This is a genomic window from Sphingomonas sp. Root720 (assembly GCF_001428605.1).
Taxonomy (GTDB): domain Bacteria; phylum Pseudomonadota; class Alphaproteobacteria; order Sphingomonadales; family Sphingomonadaceae; genus Rhizorhabdus.
Genome location: NZ_LMID01000012.1, coordinates 18,917 through 36,256, shown reverse-complemented (window position 1 = coordinate 36,256; position 17,340 = coordinate 18,917). Strand labels below are relative to the sequence as shown.

The following is a 17,340-nucleotide window of genomic DNA, read 5'->3' as shown; positions in this document are numbered from 1 at the left end:
GCGCCACGCCCTTTCCTTTTGCTTGGAGCATGGACGCCCCGGAGACCGAGGCGTCCTTAGCCGGCGTCAGAACTTCACGCTGAAATCGACACCATAGGTAGCCGGCATTCCGGCGAAGCGGACCACCGAGTCCGCACGTCGCGTCGCCGTCGACCAATAATATTTATCGGTGACGTTCCGACCATAAAGACTGACGGTCCACTTGTCGTCGGGGCCCTTGATGCCGGCGCGGAGGTCCAACAAGGCATAGCCGTCAACCGCTACGCGGGGATCAGGCACGAAATCGCCGCTCGTCGAGCTCTTGTAGGTGAGATTGGCGCCGACAAAACCGTCCAGCCCGTCATTTATCCCGAACTCATAACTGACGTCGCCATTGAGCGACCATTTCGGCGTGTAAGGAAAGCGCTGGCCCTTGAACGAGGCTAGCTGCCCGAACTGGGTGAAGTTGCTGTAAGTGGCCGTGATCTTACTGTCGAGGTAGACGCCGCCAAGCGATATACGCAACCCGTCGGTCGGCGCCGCCACGATCTGGAATTCCGCACCCTTAACGCGGGACTTCGGAATGTTGATCAGCGCTTCAAGGAAGCGGAAGGGGGGACCGGTATCGATTCGGCCACGTAGCTGTTTGTCCTTATAGTCATAATAGAACAGCGAGCCGTTGAGTTGCAGCATCCGATTGAACAGGCTTGATTTGAAGCCGACCTCATAGGCCGTCAGCTCTTCCTGAACCGCTGGCGCATATTGACCGGCAGCCGTGCCGGAAAGGCTGGTATAGGCACCCGATTTGTAACCGCGGCTTACATTGGCATAGATCAGATGACCCGCGGCGGGCTTGACGTCGATACCGACACGCCAGGAAACATTGTCTTCGGGTAAGGACTGGCTCACCTGCCCAAACGCGCGGGTCGGCGTCGTTGCCGGGGGGACTGGCGCCACCGCCAGGACGGTCGCGCATTGTCCCACGACGGGGAGAGGCAATCCCAGCAAAGTCGCGACGCCCGTGCCAAAGGTATTGTTGCCCTGGGTTCTCAGGCAGCCGGTGAAATCAAGGTCGGTCTTCGTGTAGCGCGCACCTGCATGCAGGGTGATCATATCGCCGATATCGTAATCGACATTGCCGAAAGCGGCCCAGCTTTCAAATTTGGTGTGCCCCTCGAAAGAAACGAGGTCGATGTCCGGAAGGCCGAGAGCCCTGAACGTCACCGCTGACGTGTTACGCGACGGATCATTCAACGTATTCTCGAACGCGGTGCTGCGTTCATAATTGCCCCCCAGCAGCCATTGCAGGCCACCGGCCTTGCCGGCCAGGCGCAACTCCTGGTTGAAGCTGTCGATATGGGCAGAGACTTGGAGATTGACCGCGCTCACCGCAACGCCGTCGGTGTCGAGTCCCTGCAGCTGCCGATAATGCGAATAGGCGCTGATCGAGGTGAGCGTGATGTCGCTCGTGATATCATAGTCCATGCGCAACGCCGCCTGATACATGCGGTTGTTGCGCTTCAGTGGGAAGCGTTCGTTCCAATCTGCATCGCGAGCGTCGTTAGGCAACGGCTGGGCGAGCAGCGCCGGATCGAGCACGGCGGTCGGCGTCTGCTTGAAGGTGGCGACCTGCTGCGCCTGCTGCGTGTCGGACCTGTCGCGGAAGCCGCTGACGGTCAGGTGCGCGGTGAAATCACTTGTAGGGTTCCACAGCAACTGGAGCCTGCCCTGGGTGAAATTACGCGAGCCGATCGTCCTGTCGCTGGTCTGACTGCGTTGCCAATCTCCGCTCGATTCATGGTTTAGCGACAAGCGAGCGCTCAGGCTTTCGCTCACCGCGCCGCTGACATGCCCGCCGATATGCGCCGCGTCAAAGCGGCCATATCCGCCATTGATCGCGGCGCTAAACGCATCCGTGGGTTTGGCGGCGATATAGTTGATCGCGCCACCCGTGGCATTGGCGCCGAACAGCGTGCCCTGCGGCCCCTTGAGCACTTCGACGCGCTCAAGGTCGAACGACGCGCCCGAGCCCATCACCGGATAGGGGATCGGAACTTCGTCGACATAGACGCCGACCGGCGCTTTCACGAGAACCGATTGCTCGTAGAAGCCTACGCCGCGCAGATAATAGACCGGCGTGCCATATGAGCTGTCCTGTGCGAAAAAGCCAGGAACGACCTTGGCAAGGCCGGCAACATCGACGACGCCGAGCTGTTTGAGCTGATCGCCGGTGGCGGCCGTGATCGACATCGGCACGCTATTAACCGACTGCGAACGCTTGGTCGCCGTTACGATAATATCGCTGATGCCGGTCATGTCATCCGGAGCAGCATCTTGCGCCAAGGCTGGCGCGCAGACCGCGATGGCCATTGATAGAGCCGAAGCTCCGTGAAGTAATTTTTTCATTTCCTCTCCCCTCGAGATTCGCTTTTAACGGTTGGCCGACCGGATCACCCTCGCATGGGGAGATTCCGGGCAGTGTGGCTGTTTTTCATCGCCGGTCCGCTCGCCTTCGCGGATGCCGTCGCTGCGAAGCGCAGGCCGGCCCGGAGAAAGATATGCTGCGAATGCCGTTCATTGCATCATCTCCTTCTTGATCATGCGGAAGATGGCGGGGCCGTTCTGGGTATGAACCGCCGTCATATGTCGCGGTGATCTTTACCGCGAATGTCGATGCACCCCAGGCCCACACCACCTCTGCAGATTCATTGCTCGAGTTCTTTACAGGAGCCGATCGATAACTCATAAGACTTATACACTATGTGATGCATGCCGAAATTGCATGCCGTAATATTTAGAGATTTGGAGATTTTCCTAATCTATTCTGATGAGTTTATGATTTTATTTGGAAACACATACCGACCGAGCATGAGCGGCAGCAGCGCGCAGACCGCGAAGCCGCCGGCCGACGCCATTATCCCCCAGTGATAGGATCCCCATAGCTCGAACGCCCAGCCATAGAGTTGCGATGCCGCGACACCCCCGATCGCGAAGGCCGCGAAAATGGCGGCATAGATTTTCCCATAGTCGCGCAGCCCGAAATATCGCGACACGAGGAATGCACTCAGGTCATATTCGGACCCGGAGGCCAAACCGATCAGGAATACCAGCAACCCGATCGCCCGGCCATCGGCGGCGTCCCACAACAGCAGCGATAGGCTGGCCGGAAGGCACAGGATCAGCGCCACCAGCGGCGCCCATAGCCGATCGAGCATGATGCCCGTCACCAGCCGCCCGATCAGCATCGACAAGCCGAACAGGCTCATCATGCTGGCGGCGGCCAAGGGAGTGAATGCCTGCGCGGCCAGGATCGGCACAAGGCTGCTGACCACGCCGACATAGGCGCCCGATGCGCCGATGAACGAAATGGCGATGATCCAGAAACGATAGTCCTGCAAGGCTTCCGCCAAGCGGAGCCCCGGCACGGTTTCCGCCGGTCCCGCCCCGATCCAACCGCTGCCGGCGGCGGTGCGGCTGTCGTCGCGCACCCACAGGAAAACGAGCGGGGCGGCAATGAGCAGCGGCAGCAGCGCGAGCCCGGCGAAGGCGGCGCGCCATCCGAGTTCCTGGAGCAGCCAGGTCGCGAATAGCGGGACGATGAGCGCCCCGACGCCGGAGCCGGCCAGCGCCAGCCCTAGCGCCAGGCCGCGGTGGCGGCCGAAATGCTCGTTGAGCAACTTAGTGGCGCTGATGACCAGCGTTCCGCCGCCCAGAAGCGGAACCAGGATGCTCACGGCGTGAAAATGCCACAAGGTCTGCACGCCGGCGTACAGAGCGAAGCACAGCGCCAGACCGATATGCGACAATATCAATATTTTTCGCGCGCCGAAGCGATCGGCTAGATATCCGACGACGAAGCTCATCGGCACGCAGCCGGCGGCGAAGATGGACACCGCCGATCCGATCTGCTGCCGGCTCCAGCCGAACTCGCCCGACAACGGCACGACGAAAGCCCCCATGGAGAAGGGCAGCATCACGGCCACGCCGAAGGCGATCGCGATATGCAGCGCCACGATCAGCCGCCATCCGTCGCGTAGCTCGTTTCGATCCATCGTCACGACGCTTCCCTGCTAGATGCGAGCGGCCCTCGGACCGCCCCGCCCATCCGGACGATCAGAATCGGGTGCTCAGTTCGAGCCCATAGGTCCGCGGCTGCCCGGCATAGCGGCGGATCGCGTCCGATAGACGCGCGATGTTGGTCCAATAATAGGTGTTCATCAGATTGCGCACGAAGACGGTGGCGGACCAGGACCGGTCGGCTGCGCGAATGCCGGTTCGGGCGTCGATAAGCGAATATTCGTGGATTTTCAGGCGTGGATCGCTGCCGAAACCCGCATTCGTCTCGCTGCGGTAATTGATGGTGAAGCCCACCATCGCGTTCAGATCGCCGGCGAGCGGCGCATCATATTGGCCGTCTGCGACCAGCTGATATTTGGGCGTATAGGGGAAACTGTCGCCTTTAAAGTTCCTCGGCACGCTAAGGATAGTGAAGTTGTTGAAGTCGCCGGTCACCTCGGAATTGATGTAGGTGCCGCCGACAGACAGCGTCAGCCCGCTCGACGGATAAGCGTTCACCTGGAATTCCGCGCCCTTGATGCGCGACGTCGGCACATTCACCACACCCGGCAGCGCGCCGAGGATATTGGGCTCCACAACCTTTCGGCCGAGCAGCTGCTTGTCGGAATAGTCATAGTAAAAGACCGCGCCGGTCGCCTCCAGCATCCGCGCGACGATGGGAACCTTAAAACCCGCTTCATAGGCCAGCACCGATTCCTGCGTCACCGGGGCGAGCGCCTGTACGCCGAAACTGGGGATCGGCGACGCGCTGCCCGCCTTGTAGGCGCGGCTGACGTTCAGATAGACCAAGGTGCGCGGGCCCGGCTTCCAGTCAAGCCCGGTGCGCCACGATAGATTGTCTTCCTTCAGGTCGCCGTCGTCGCGGGTCGGGGTCAGCGTGTCGTTCAGCGACAGGCAGCCACCGACCGGAATGACGATCGCCCCCAGACCGCGCTGCGCGCGCAGGGCGCTGAACCGGCTGCTGAAGGTCCTCGCGGTGTCGGCGTCGCCGGCAAGCGGACAGCCTTCATGATGGAGTTTGTCGCGGGTGTAGCGTAGACCGCCATGCACGGTGAACCGGCTGTTCAGTTCCACATCGACGTTGGCGAAAGCGGCGATCGTCCGGGCTCGCTGGTGGCTGTCGAGATCGAGCGCGCTCCCCGTCCCGAGCGGGAGCGACGAGAAGTGGAAGGTCGTGTAAGGCGATCGCAGCCGATCGAACTCGTCGGTCTTGTCGCGCTGGTAATTGCCGCCGACCACGAACTGCACAGGCCCCGACTCGCCCGAAAAGCGCAGCTCCTGGTAGAAGGAGGACAGCCGACCGCTGATATCGTTGAGCGACGCCGTGACGGGCATCCCGTCCTGATCGACCAGATGGTGGACCTTCATATGGGCATAGGCGGTCAGCGAGGTTACCCGCAACGCGTCGCCCAGCTCATGCTCGGCCCTAGCCGAGAACTGGTAGAAACGGCTGTCGCGGCCATAGTCGCGCCCGGCATCCCAGTCCGCCGCGCGATTGTCGGCAGGAGCCTTCGGAAAGGTGAAGATGAGCGGCACATTCGCCGCGAACGCCGGCACCTGGACGATCAGCTGTTGCAGCTGCGCCGCCTGCGTGTCCGATTTGTCGCGGAAGCCGGTGGCAGCCAGCCTGATCGACGTGCGCTCACCGGGCTGCAGTTCGAGCAGCAGCCTTCCCTGATAGAAACGCTTCTGGCCCAGCGATGCGTCGCGGGCCACACTGCGCTGCCAGTCGCCGCCGCGCAGCACCCGGCCCGACGCCCGGAAGCCGACGCCCGAAGCTAGCTGTCCGCTCACATAGCCATTGGCGTCGATCGTGCCGAAGCGGCCGTAGCTGGCCGTCAGCCCGGCCGAGAGATCCCGCGTCGACTTCGCGGCGATGTAGTTGATCGCCCCGCCGGTCGCGTTTTGTCCGAACAGCGTGCCCTGCGGCCCCTTCAGCACTTCTACCCGTGCAAGATCCAGCGCGGCACCCTGCGCCATCGAAAGGAAGGGTAACGGAACCTCATCCTGATAGACGCTGACCGTCGGACGCGCGCCGAGCGCATTGTCGAAGAAGCCGACGCCGCGCAGCGAATATACCGGTACGCCATTTCCGCTTTCCACATAGCTCAGGCCCGGGGTGACCTTTACCAGGCTCTCGACACTTGCGATCCCGCGGATCGAAAGTTGCTCGCCGCTCAACGCGGTGACCGACATCGGAACGTCGCTCAGCGTCTGCTCCCGTTTCTGGGCGGTAACGATGATCTCGCCGGGCGCAGCTTCGTCCTGTGGTTCGACCGGAGCGGCGAGCGCGGGGCCCAGCTGCGCGCCTGACAATAGCGCGGCGATGACAAGTCGTCTGCGAGACATGCGGATCATGATCCTCTCCTGAAGGACGTGCGGCGTTCTGCGCCTGCCATGCGAGATTGCCCATCAATGAAGACCAATGGCAACAAGAATCTTACGGCCGTACGTTTTTATTACTGCGCTGGCATACCGATCCTGCATGGCTACCATAGCGCTTAAGTCTTATGTGGCATCGCCACGGCCTTCTATGATCTACTTCGGTCGCATTTCGGCGAGCATGGCGTCGCATGAATGACGGCGCGGGATCCAGCAGGCGGGAGAGAGCGATGGCGACGACGATCGGCAGAGGAATCGATGTTCCCTACGGCCATCGGGACCAGTTTTTTATCGGTGGCCAATGGGTCGATCCAAGCTCGAGCGACCGGTTCGATCTCGTCTCGCCGATCAGCGAGGAATATTATGCCAGCGTCGCCGAGGCGCGCGAAAGCGACATGAACCGCGCGGTCGCGGCGGCACGCGATGCGTTCGACCGCGGCCCGTGGCCGCGTCTCGGCCATGCGGAGCGCGCCACTTTCCTGAACGCCATCGGCCGTGCGGTTTCCGAACGAAGCGGCGACATCGCTCGAATCTGGCCGAACGAGACAGGAGTGCTGCAAAGCGTTGCGGCCCTGGCGGGCAATGCCGTCGGCGACACGTTCCATTATTACGCCGGCCTCGCGGAAACCTTCCCCTTCGAGGAACAACACAAACCCTTGGCCGGGGGACATACCGGCCTGCTGACGCGGGAACCGGTCGGCGTGGTCGCCGCGATCATCCCGTGGAATCACCCGCTGGCGCTGATCGCCAACAAGATCGCGCCCGCCCTGCTGGCCGGATGTACCGTCGTCATCAAGGCGTCGCCCGAGGCGCCCGGCATGGCCTATCTCATGGCCGAGATCGCGGAAGCGGTCTCCCTTCCGGCCGGCGTCCTCAACATCATCACCGCCGATCGCGACGTCTCCGAGGCGCTGGTGCGCCATCCGGGCATCGACAAGATCGCGTTCACCGGCTCGACTGCGGCCGGACGGCGGATTGCGGCGCTGTGCGGCGATCGGATCACCCGCTACACCCTCGAACTGGGCGGCAAGTCGGCCGCCGTCATTCTGGACGACTACGACGTCGAGGCGGCGGCGCAGGCTATCGCGCAGCCGGCCTGCTTCTTGTCCGGCCAGGTCTGTTCGTCGCTGACACGGATCATCGTCCCCCGGCAGAAACATGATCGTCTTGTCGAAGCTCTGGGCGCCTCTTTCGGCGCTATGCGCGTCGGCGACCCGTTCGAGACATCGTCGGACCTCGGCCCGGTCGCGATGCGGCGCCAGCGCGACCGCATCGAGCAACTGATCGCCCAGGGCAAGGAGGAGGGCGCCGTGCTGGCAGCGGGCGGGGGCCGGCCCACCCACCTCAATCGCGGCTTCTTCATAGAACCCACGGTGTTTGGGAATGTCCGCAACGATTTCGCGATTGCGCGCGAGGAGATATTCGGGCCTGTCCTCAGCGTCATTCCGGTGGACAGTGAAGCCGAAGCAATCGAGACCGCCAACGACACGATCTACGGGCTGAACAATTCGGTGTTCACCAACGATCCGGATCGCGCCTACCGCGTCGCGCGGAGACTGCTGTCCGGCACCGTCGGCCATAATGTCTGGCGCACCGACTTCAGCATCGCCTTCGGCGGCTTCAAGCAGTCGGGTGTCGGTCGGGAAGGCGGGACGGAGGGCCTGCTTCCCTATCTCGAGACGAAGACGATCGTCCTGGAAGGGCGGCCCTCGCACATCGCCGGCTGAGGCCGCGCATGTCCGCCCCGTCCAGGGCCGCGGCGACCTTTGGCGCGGCGGACATCGCCACCTCGCTGGTGATGAGTCTGCTGTGGGGGCTGAACATCATCGCGGTAAAGATCGCGTTGACCGGCCTGGGCCCACTCACCACCGCCGCCGTCCGGCTGCTGGTCGTGCTCTTTCTTTGCGCCGCCTGGCTGAAGCCCGTGCGCGGGAGCACCGGCACGCTCATTCTCCTCGGGCTCGACTATGGCCTCATGTTCGCGCTGGTCAGCCTCTCGCTGAGCCTTGCCGACAATGTCGGCGCGCTGGCGATCGCCAGCCAGCTATCGGTGCCGATCGCCGTCATATTGAGCGTGCTGTTCCTGGGCGAGCGACCGACAGTGATGCAGGTGGCTGGAATCCTGCTCGCGCTCGGCGGGGTCGGCCTGATGTTGTTCGACCCCCAAGTCGCCGATGATCTGCCCGGTCTGGCCTTGATGTCCCTGAACGCCGCCCTGCTTGCCGTGGCCTCGCTGCTGCAGCGCCGTCTGGGCGGCGTTGCCGTCCCAAACACTCTCGCCTGGTCGGGCCTGATCGGCAGCGCAATGCTTGTGCCGCTGGCGCTCGGCGTGGAGCCCGATGGCCCCGTGCGCCTGGAGCATATGCGCCTGGACGTCGCCATGGGGCTCGCCTTCTCCGCGCTGGGCTCCACGCTCGTCGCCCCCGCCTGCATGGCCTGGCTGCTGCAGCGTCATCATGTCTCGATCATCATGCCGCTCAGCCTGGCGTCGACGCTCGTTGCGGTGGTCGCCGCGCATATCTTCCTGGGAGCGCCAGTGACGATGCTGATGACTGTCGGCGCCGGCGTTTCGCTCTCCGGCCTCCTTTTCATCATGCGGTCTGTCGCGAGCCCGGCCAAAGCCGCCGAAGCCGTGATGCCATGAGGGCATGCCGGCAATGTCGTGTTTGTCTTTCTAGCTATCGGTGCAGCCCAGTAAGGACAGGGTCCGGCGCGAAGACCGGCAGGAGAGTCGTATGGGCATCAAGGTCAACACGGTGACGGGACCGTTGAGCAGTACCGAATTGGGCCGCACCCTCGTCCACGAGCATGTGCTGATCGGTTTCCCCGGCTGGTTCATGGATGCGCGCCAACCGGTGTTCAGGCGACAGGAAGCCGTCGAGCGAGTTGTGGACGCCTTCCAGGCGCTGCATGCGCATGGCGTACGGTCGGTGATCGATCCCTGCCCGATGGACATGGGCCGCGACGTGGAGCTCTATGCCGAAGTGTCCCAGAAATCCGGCATCAACCTGATCTGCGCGACTGGCGCCTATGCCGAATCGATGGGGATCACCTACACCTTCAACGCGCTGTCAGTGGAGCAGATCACCGAGGTCTTCCTTAAGGAAATCGAGGATGGCGTCGGCGATACGGGCATACGCTGCGGCGTGATCAAGATCGCCACCGGCGACGGCGCGGTGACGCACTATGAGCGTAAGGTGCTTACCGCCGCCGCGCGTGCGGCCAAGCATAGCGGCGTGCCGCTGATCTCGCACACCGAACGCTGCACCTGCGGCCACGACCAGATCGATATCGCCACCGGCGAAGGCGTCCGATCGTCCAGCCTGATCGTCGGGCATAGCTGTGGCACCGCCGACCTAGGCTATCAGACATCGCTCGCGGAACGCGATTCCTATGTCGGCTTCGACCGGTTCGGTATCGAATTTGAGGTGCCGGACGCCGTCCGCATGAAGAATCTCGCCGCGCTGGTCGAAGCGGGCCACGGCCATCGCGTCGTCGTCTCGCATGATTCGATCGCCTGCTGGCAGGGGGCGATGGGCAATATCGACCCGGCCGAACTGAGCAAGGCCATGCCCAACCACAAGCTCACCCATCTTTTCGAAAATATCTTCCCCGAACTTCGCCGCATGGGCCTGTCCCAGGCGCAGCTAGACGAGATCGTAATGGACAATCCGCGACGCTATTTCGAAGACGCCTGGAACGCGGTGAACAATCCTCTAGCCGGAGCCGCATCATGATCAACGAGATCGCCAAGCTTACCATCGACAGCGCGAACAGCGAGGCCTTCGAACAAGCGGTGGCCACCTATATCGCGAGATTTTCGCACGTGCCCGGCTGCAACACGATGACGGTCGAGCGCGAAATCGAAGATGCGCGATGCTATTATTTGCGCGCGCAGTGGGAAAGCGTCGAAGCCCATCTGGCGATGCGGGACACCGATGCCGGCCGCTACTGGCGCGAGCATGTTATGCCCTTCTACGCCATCCCGTCCACGACCGTGCACACGCGAGCGCTCGCCGCCCGCTGACCCGTGCGCGTCCCTTCGGAAGCCCAAGATCAATGACTTCTTCCCGATATGGCGCCTGGGTGGGGCGCCACGAAATGATGCGCGACCTGATCGCCGGGACGCCGGCCAGTGCCCTGGCGGCAACCTTCGACCATCACGATCGCGCCTATGACGATGGAACGCCGCTGCCCGGCCCGTGGATCTGGCTCTACTTCCTTCCCCGCGCCCCGATGAGCGAGGTCGGGCCCGACGGCCATCCGAAGCGTGGCGGCTTCCTGCCGCCGGTCGATCTGCCGCGGCGGATGTGGGCCGGCAGTCGCATGACCTTTCACAGGCCGATCCGCATCGGCGATATCGCCGAGCGCCGCTCGACGATCCTGCGCGTGGAGGAAAAGTTCGGCCGTTCCGGCGCGTTGGTGTTCGTGACGGTGCGGCACGACATCTCCGTGGACGGACAACTCGCGATCCGCGACGAGCATGACATCGTCTATCTCGGCATTCCGGAACGGTTCACGCCGCCGCCGCGGGTCGATCCACCGCCGGCCGACTGGTCCGAACCGATCGCCGCCGATCCGGTCCTGCTGTTCCGCTATTCGGCGCTGACCTTCAACGGTCACCGCATCCATTATGACCGCCAATATTGCAAAGATGTGGAGCATTATCCCGGGCTCGTCGTCCACGGGCCGCTTCAAGCCAGCCTATTGTTCGACGCGGCGACGCGGCATAATGCCGGCCGCGAGCCACTAAATTTCGACTTCCGGGCAGTCCGGCCCTTCTTCGATTTCGATTCCATCAGCGTCAACGGCGTGAATGCGACAGCCGACCTGACCCAGCTCTTCACCGCGATCGCGGATGGCGGCGTCGGGATGCAGGCGAGCATCACATGGCGACCGCGATGATCGAGGACGCGGCCGATCGCGCTATCCGCTCCGTCCTGCTGGTGCCCGCATCCAATCCCGCAATGATCGCCAAGGCGGCCGCGGCGGAGGCTGACGCGATCTGCATCGATTGCGAGGATGCGGTCGCGCCGGACGAGAAGTCGACGGGCCGGCAACATGCCGTTGATGCGCTCAACGCCCTCGATTTTCGCGGTAAGACGGTCATGGTCCGGATCAATGCTCTCGACGGGCCATTCGCCTATCAAGACGTGATCGCACTGGCGAGCCAGGCGGGCGGGAAGCTCGACCTGATCGTCGTTCCCAAGGTCGAGGGGCGCGACGACATCCGCTTCGTCGACATGCTGCTCACGCAGATAGGAACGCCGAGTGGCGGAAAGCCGATCGCGATCGAAGCCTTGATCGAGACGGCCGCCGGCCTCGTCGAGATTCGCGAGATCGCGAAGGCGAGCAGGCGGCTGGAGGCACTGATCTTCGGCTCGGGCGACTTTTCGGCATCAATGCAGATGCCGCAAACGACGATCGGCGGCTTTGATGAGCATGACGCGCTCTATCCCGGCCACCGCTGGCACCACGCAATGGTCTCGATCGTCGCGGCGGCGCGGGCGAATGGGTTGCGCGCCATTGACGGCCCCTTTGCGGGGATAAGGGACGGCGAGGGCCTCGAGCGGGCCTCGCGCATCGCCCGGGTCATGGGCTTCGACGGCAAATGGTGCATTCATCCGTCGCAACCCGCGGCGGTGGACCGCCTCTTCTCCCCCTCGGCCGATGAGATCGCCCAAGCGCAAGTGGTGATGGCCGAATATCACGCTGGCCTGCGCGAAGGGCGCGGCGCGGTCAGCGTTGGCGGCAAGATGGTTGACGCGGCCAGCCTGCGCGCCTGCCGTGCGCTGCTCCGCAAGGCACGCCTGCCCGCTGGGCGCTAGGACCGCGCCAGGCCGCGGCGCAGGCCTTATTCCGTCTTGACGACCTGCCAGCGATAGGCCTGCTCTCCGGCGGAAAGTATTTCGCAGAGCAGGTTGACGATGCCATTCCACGATGGGGTTTCGATGCGTTCCTGCGTCCGGGCGAGCACCAGTTGGCGATCGAGCTTCTGCGGCGAGATACGAGCATAGCTGACCCGTCCTTTCTCGACGGCGTGGCGAATCGATGAATAGGGTAGAACCGAAACGCCTGCACCTGCGGCGACAAGCGCGAGCAGCGCCGGCACAGAATCCACCTCCATTGCCGCGGTGGCTGTGAGCCCGATATTGGCGGCCGCCTCTTCGAACAGCGCGCGCAGCTGGTTGGCCGAGGCTGGCATGATCGGATTGCGCGCGACGAGATCCTCGATGGAGATTGCGGCCTCGGTGCCGAAAGCTCCCGCCGGTCCGAAGGCGACCAGTGATTCCGTTAAGAGCGGCCGCGTGACCAGCGACGAATGTCGGCGGTCGGCATAGAGGATTGCGGCGTCGAGCTCACCGGTCAGCAGCCGCTGCCGCAGCGTCGCGCTATAGCCCTCGACCAGCCGCAACTCGACGCGCGGTAGTGCCCGCTGCGCGGCGAGCGCCAGCTCGGGCAGCACGATCTCGGCCATGGAGCTTGGCACGCCGATGGCGAGTTTACCAGACGGCGACCCCGACGCCGCGCCCACCGCATCGCGCACCGCCTGGGCCTGATCGAGCAGGCTCCGGGCCGATTTGGCGAGCACCTCGCCCTCGGGAGTCGGCGTGATGCCCCAGCCATGACGAACGAGCAGCGGTGCGCCGAGATCATTTTCCAGCGCCTGGAGTTGGCGCGACAGGGCCGGCTGCGCAAGCCGGACGATATTCGCCGCCTTGGAGATGCTTTTCTGCTCCACGACTGTGACGAAATTGCGCAGATGTCGAAGTTCCATCGCAATCCTCATGCAAAGCCGGCATGGCCTTCATCGCGCATAAGTCTTTTACGGCATGGAAGTCAATTCCTATGCTTCGGACAACGAAATTAGAAAATGTGGGAGACTGCCTGTGGCCAGGAGCCGGTATAAACTGCTGTCGGTGTGCGCGTTGAGCATCGGGAACTTCGGCGCCCCCGCCCTGGCTCAGGCCCCGGTCTCAGCCGCCGATACCGTCGGCGATATCGTCGTCACAGCCCAGAAGCGTTCGGAAAAGCTATCCGACGTGCCGATGTCGATTTCGGCCGCGACGGGCGAGCAGCTTGCCCAGCGCGGCATAAGCAGCGTCGCCGATCTGGCTAAGATTGTGCCTGGCCTCACCTATCAGCCGAGCGACTATGGCTCGCCGGTCTACACAATCCGCGGGATCGGCCTGAAGGATCTCGCCGTCGCGGTCGCACCGACTGTCAGCGTCTATGTCGACCAGGTGCCACTGTCCTATTCGGTGATGACGCCGGGGGCGTCGCTCGATCTGGAGCGGGTCGAGGTGCTCAAGGGCCCGCAAGGAACCCTGTTCGGACAGAACTCCACCGGCGGCGCGATCAATTATATCGCCGCCAAGCCGACCGACACGCTCAGGGGCGGGACGGAGCTCACCTACGGGCGGTTTGACCAGCTCGATGCGCAGGCTTTTGTCAGCGGTCCGCTGGGCGAGAATGTCAGGGCCCGGCTCGCGGTGAGGACGGAACAGCGGGGCAATTGGCAGAAGAGCCAGACGCGCGAGGACGCCCTGGGCCAGCGCAATTTTACGACCGCCCGGCTGCTGATCGACCTCGATCCCACCGACCGCCTGCGAATCCAGATCAACCTCAACGGGTGGCGGAACAAGAGCGACTCCCAGGCCGCCCAGTTCATGCGCTTCTCGCCGGCCGTTCCGGCTGCCGGAGGCGGCTATACCGGTCTCTTCCCGGCCCTGACCGCCTATTCGGCCGCGCCAGACAAGGCGCGCATCGCGGATTGGGACCCCGCCACCAGCTTCAGGAGCGACGACCGCATGGGCCAGGCCTCGGTCCGGGCGGATCTCGATCTCGCCGACGATGTCACGCTGACCTCGATCTCCGCTTATTCGGACTTCAAGCAGCGGGCGCCGATCGATCCCGACGGCACCAACGTCACCGATTTCCGGATGACGCTCAATTCCCGGATCGAATCCTTCTCGCAGGAGCTGCGGATCGCGGGCAAGTCCGCCGGAGGGACATTGCGGTGGCTGGTCGGCGGCAATTACGCCCATGACCGCACCCAGGACGATCAGAACGGCTTCACCACTGGGTCCTCGGTTGGCATCCTCGGCCTCACCGCGACCAATTTCTTCAACTCGAACCACCAGCGGATACGGACGCTTGCCGGCTTTGCGAGCGTCGACTTCGACATCGCGCCGACCCTGACCGCGCAAGGCTCGACCCGCTACACGGATTCACGCAACCGCTTCAGCGGCTGCGTGCGCGACAGCGGCGACGGGGTGATGGCGGGCGCCTTCTCGGGCCTGTCCGGGGCCACCATCCCGCCAGGCGGGTGCGTGACGCTGGACGATGTCGGCGGCACCTTCCAGCCGGGGCTCGTGCGCGACGGGCTGCATGAGGACAATCTGTCGTGGCGGCTCAGCCTGAATTACAAGCCGTCGCCCGACCAGCTGATCTACGCAAACATAACCCGGGGCTACAAAGCCGGCACCTTCCCGACCGTCGCCGCCACGCTGGCCAGCCAGGACGTTCCGGTAAAGCAGGAATCGGTGCTGGCCTATGAGCTGGGCTTCAAGGCGTCGCTGCTGGATCGCGCGGTGCAGTTGGCCGGCGCCGGCTTCTATTATGATTACAAGGACAAGCAGCAGATCGGCTATGTGCTGACGATCTTCGGCCCCAATCCAGGCGAAATCAGCATTCCCAAGTCGCGTGTTTATGGCGGCGAGCTGAACCTTACGCTGCGCCCGGCGCGAGGCCTCACGCTCAACGCCGGCGGCACCTATGTCGATTCCAAGGTTCGCGGCAGCTATCTGAGCTTCGATCCCTTCGCGGTGCCGGTCAATCTCGATGGCGAGCGCTTTCCCAACACGCCGAAATGGCAGCTCTCACTCGATGCCGATTATCAGCGGCGGCTTTCCGACAGCGCCGTGCTGCGGCTTGGAGCCAGCTATGCCTATCGCAGCCGCAGCGTCGCAGCCTTCGGCGCCAGCCGTGAGTTCCTGATACCGTCCTATGGCTTGCTCGACCTGCGTGCGGGCGTCGATTTTGATCGGTTCACGGTCCAGCTCTGGGGCCGCAATATCACCAACAAGTTCTACCTGACCTCGGTGACCCATGTGGTCGACACCGTTGCCAGGGTGACCGGCATGCCGGCCACCTATGGCGCCACGCTCGGATATAAATTCTAGCTACGTTCGTCCACGGCGGCCGTCTCCGCGCGGCACGCCGCCCGGCGCCGTCGCGATCTTTCGGAGGCCCGCCATGGAAACCACGAATTATGATTTCATCGTCATCGGCTCCGGCTCGTCCGGCGCCATCGTGGCGGCGCGGCTGTCCGAGGACCCGCGTACCAGGGTGCTCCTGCTCGAAGCGGGCAAGGAGGACAGCGGCATATGGTTCCATATCCCCCTCGGCTTCGCCAAGGTTCATTTCGCTGAGGATACGACCTGGCGGCACGAGACCGACCCCGAGCCGCGGCTGGGCGATCGCCGCATACCCTGGTTCCGCGGCAAGGTGCTGGGCGGATCGAGCTCCACCAACGGCATGGTCTATGTGCGCGGCGCCCCGACCGATTATGCGCTCTGGGGGCAGATGGGGGCGCGTGGCTGGTCCTATGAAGAGATCCTGCCCTTCTTCAAGAAGGCCGAGCGGCAGCAGCGCGGGGCCGATGACTATCATGGCGGCGATGGGCCCCTTGCGGTGGAGGACGGCGGCTGGCGCAATCCGCTGGCCGATGCCTTCATCCAGTCCGCGGCGGCGATCGGTATCCCCCGCAACGACGATTTCAGCGGCCCCTCCATGGAGGGCGCGGGCTATTATCAGCTCACCACGAGCAAGGGCCGGCGCGCATCGACATCGGCCGCCTATCTGCGTCCTGCCCGTCACCGGCCGAACTTGCATATCCTGACCCAAGCGCTCGTGACCCGGATCGAGATCCAGGACAAGCGCGCCGTGGCCGTGCACTTCGAACGCGGCGGGACGATGCACCGCGCGGCGGCGGCCGGCGAGATCATCGTCAGCGCGGGCGCGGTCAATTCGCCCCACATCCTGCAGCTGTCGGGCATCGGCCCTGCGGCACTGCTGCGCGAATATGGGATAGAGGTGGTGCACGAGCTGCCAGGCGTGGGCGAGAATCTGCAGGATCATGTCATCGCCAAGCGCGTCTGGAAGACGTCGAGCAACGACACGCTCAACATGATCATGCGCAGCCCGCTGCGCCAGGCCGCCATGGCCCTCCAATATCTGACCACCCGCCGCGGCCCGCTGGCCATCGGCGCAGCGCTCGCCGGTGCCTATGCGTCGACGCGCCCCGCTCTCGACACGCCCGATGTACAGATGTTCCTGTGCCCCTTCGCCCCCAAGGCCGGGGTCGCGGAACTGGCCGATTATTCGGGCTTCCACGTCAGCGTCTACCAGAACCGACCGGAGAGCAGGGGCCATGTGCGGATCCGGTCGTCTGATCCACGCGATCTTCCGTCGATCTACGCCAATTATCTGGCGACTGAAAACGACCGCAAGACGATGTGCGATGGCATGCACCTAGTGGGGCGCATCGCGGCGCAACAGCCGCTGGCCGGACTCATCGTCGAGGAAACCGAGCCCGCAGGGCGCGAGCTGGACGATGAGGCGATGCTGGCGTTCATCGCCGAGACCGCCTTTTCGGCCTGGCACCATTCGGGCACCTGCAAGATCGGCGAAGACGCGCTCGCCGTCGTCGACAGCCGCCTGCGCGTTCACGGCATCGATGGCCTTCGCATCATCGACGGATCGGTGATGCCGACGGTCATTTCGGGAAACACCAACGCCACCTGCCTGATGATCGGCGAAAAGGGTGCGGCGATGGTGAAAGAGGATAGCCGGCTATAGCCGACCCCCCCCCATGCCAAATGCGCATGTCGGGAATAT

Annotated in this window: 12 protein-coding genes; 8 read left to right on the top strand and 4 right to left on the bottom strand. The window is 63.7% G+C overall.

The annotated features are described in order from the left end of the window. Positions 1 to 66 precede the first annotated feature (66 nt). The 3 genes from ASE22_RS15315 to ASE22_RS15305 form a co-directional block, all read right to left on the bottom strand. Positions 67 to 2,349 (bottom strand): TonB-dependent receptor, encoded by a 2,283-nt coding sequence (locus ASE22_RS15315; RefSeq protein ID WP_162254024.1) that lies wholly within the window; start codon positions 2,347 to 2,349, stop codon positions 67 to 69. Positions 2,350 to 2,798: 449 nt separating this feature from the next. After that, complete coding sequence (locus ASE22_RS15310) at positions 2,799 to 4,031, bottom strand: MFS transporter (protein WP_056361426.1); 1,233 nt, start codon at positions 4,029 to 4,031, stop codon at positions 2,799 to 2,801. Between the two features lie 61 nt (positions 4,032 to 4,092). Beyond that, complete coding sequence (locus ASE22_RS15305; RefSeq protein ID WP_056601629.1) at positions 4,093 to 6,414, bottom strand: TonB-dependent receptor; 2,322 nt, start codon at positions 6,412 to 6,414, stop codon at positions 4,093 to 4,095. A 254-nt stretch (positions 6,415 to 6,668) separates the two neighbouring features. Here ASE22_RS15305 and ASE22_RS15300 point away from each other — a divergent pair, with 254 nt between their 5' ends. From ASE22_RS15300 to ASE22_RS15275, 6 genes are all read left to right on the top strand, one after another. After that, entirely contained in the window at positions 6,669 to 8,165 is a 1,497-nt protein-coding gene (locus ASE22_RS15300) for an aldehyde dehydrogenase (RefSeq protein ID WP_056361422.1), read from the top strand. 8 nt (positions 8,166 to 8,173) lie between these two features. Continuing rightward, positions 8,174 to 9,082 (top strand): DMT family transporter, encoded by a 909-nt coding sequence (locus ASE22_RS15295; protein ID WP_056361417.1) that lies wholly within the window; start codon positions 8,174 to 8,176, stop codon positions 9,080 to 9,082. 91 nt (positions 9,083 to 9,173) lie between these two features. Next, on the top strand, positions 9,174 to 10,175 hold the full coding sequence (locus ASE22_RS15290) for a phosphotriesterase family protein (RefSeq protein ID WP_056361414.1): 1,002 nt from the start codon (positions 9,174 to 9,176) through the stop codon (positions 10,173 to 10,175). Then, positions 10,172 to 10,465 (top strand): putative quinol monooxygenase, encoded by a 294-nt coding sequence (locus ASE22_RS15285; RefSeq protein ID WP_056361411.1) that lies wholly within the window; start codon positions 10,172 to 10,174, stop codon positions 10,463 to 10,465. Before ASE22_RS15290 ends, ASE22_RS15285 begins: the two co-directional genes overlap by 4 nt. 32 nt (positions 10,466 to 10,497) lie before the next feature. Further along, positions 10,498 to 11,343 (top strand): FAS1-like dehydratase domain-containing protein, encoded by an 846-nt coding sequence (locus tag ASE22_RS15280; RefSeq protein ID WP_056361408.1) that lies wholly within the window; start codon positions 10,498 to 10,500, stop codon positions 11,341 to 11,343. Further along, the gene (locus ASE22_RS15275) at positions 11,328 to 12,266 is read left to right on the top strand and encodes an HpcH/HpaI aldolase/citrate lyase family protein (protein ID WP_082545367.1); all 939 of its coding nucleotides are present in this window, start codon (positions 11,328 to 11,330) and stop codon (positions 12,264 to 12,266) included. The genes ASE22_RS15280 and ASE22_RS15275 overlap by 16 nt, the downstream gene beginning before the upstream one ends. Positions 12,267 to 12,292: 26 nt before the next feature. Here ASE22_RS15275 and ASE22_RS15270 read toward each other — a convergent pair whose 3' ends face one another. Further along, a complete protein-coding gene (locus tag ASE22_RS15270) occupies positions 12,293 to 13,228 on the bottom strand; it encodes a LysR family transcriptional regulator (RefSeq protein WP_082545368.1) in 936 nt (311 codons plus the stop codon). Positions 13,229 to 13,328: 100 nt separating this feature from the next. On the opposite strand from ASE22_RS15270, the gene ASE22_RS15265 reads away from it, so the two are divergent. Then, positions 13,329 to 15,623, top strand: a complete 2,295-nt coding sequence (locus tag ASE22_RS15265; RefSeq protein WP_235536455.1) for a TonB-dependent receptor — start codon at positions 13,329 to 13,331, stop codon at positions 15,621 to 15,623. Positions 15,624 to 15,696: 73 nt separating this feature from the next. After that, positions 15,697 to 17,301, top strand: coding sequence for a GMC family oxidoreductase (locus tag ASE22_RS15260; RefSeq protein ID WP_056361399.1), 1,605 nt, complete (start codon positions 15,697 to 15,699; stop codon positions 17,299 to 17,301). Positions 17,302 to 17,340 lie beyond the last annotated feature (39 nt).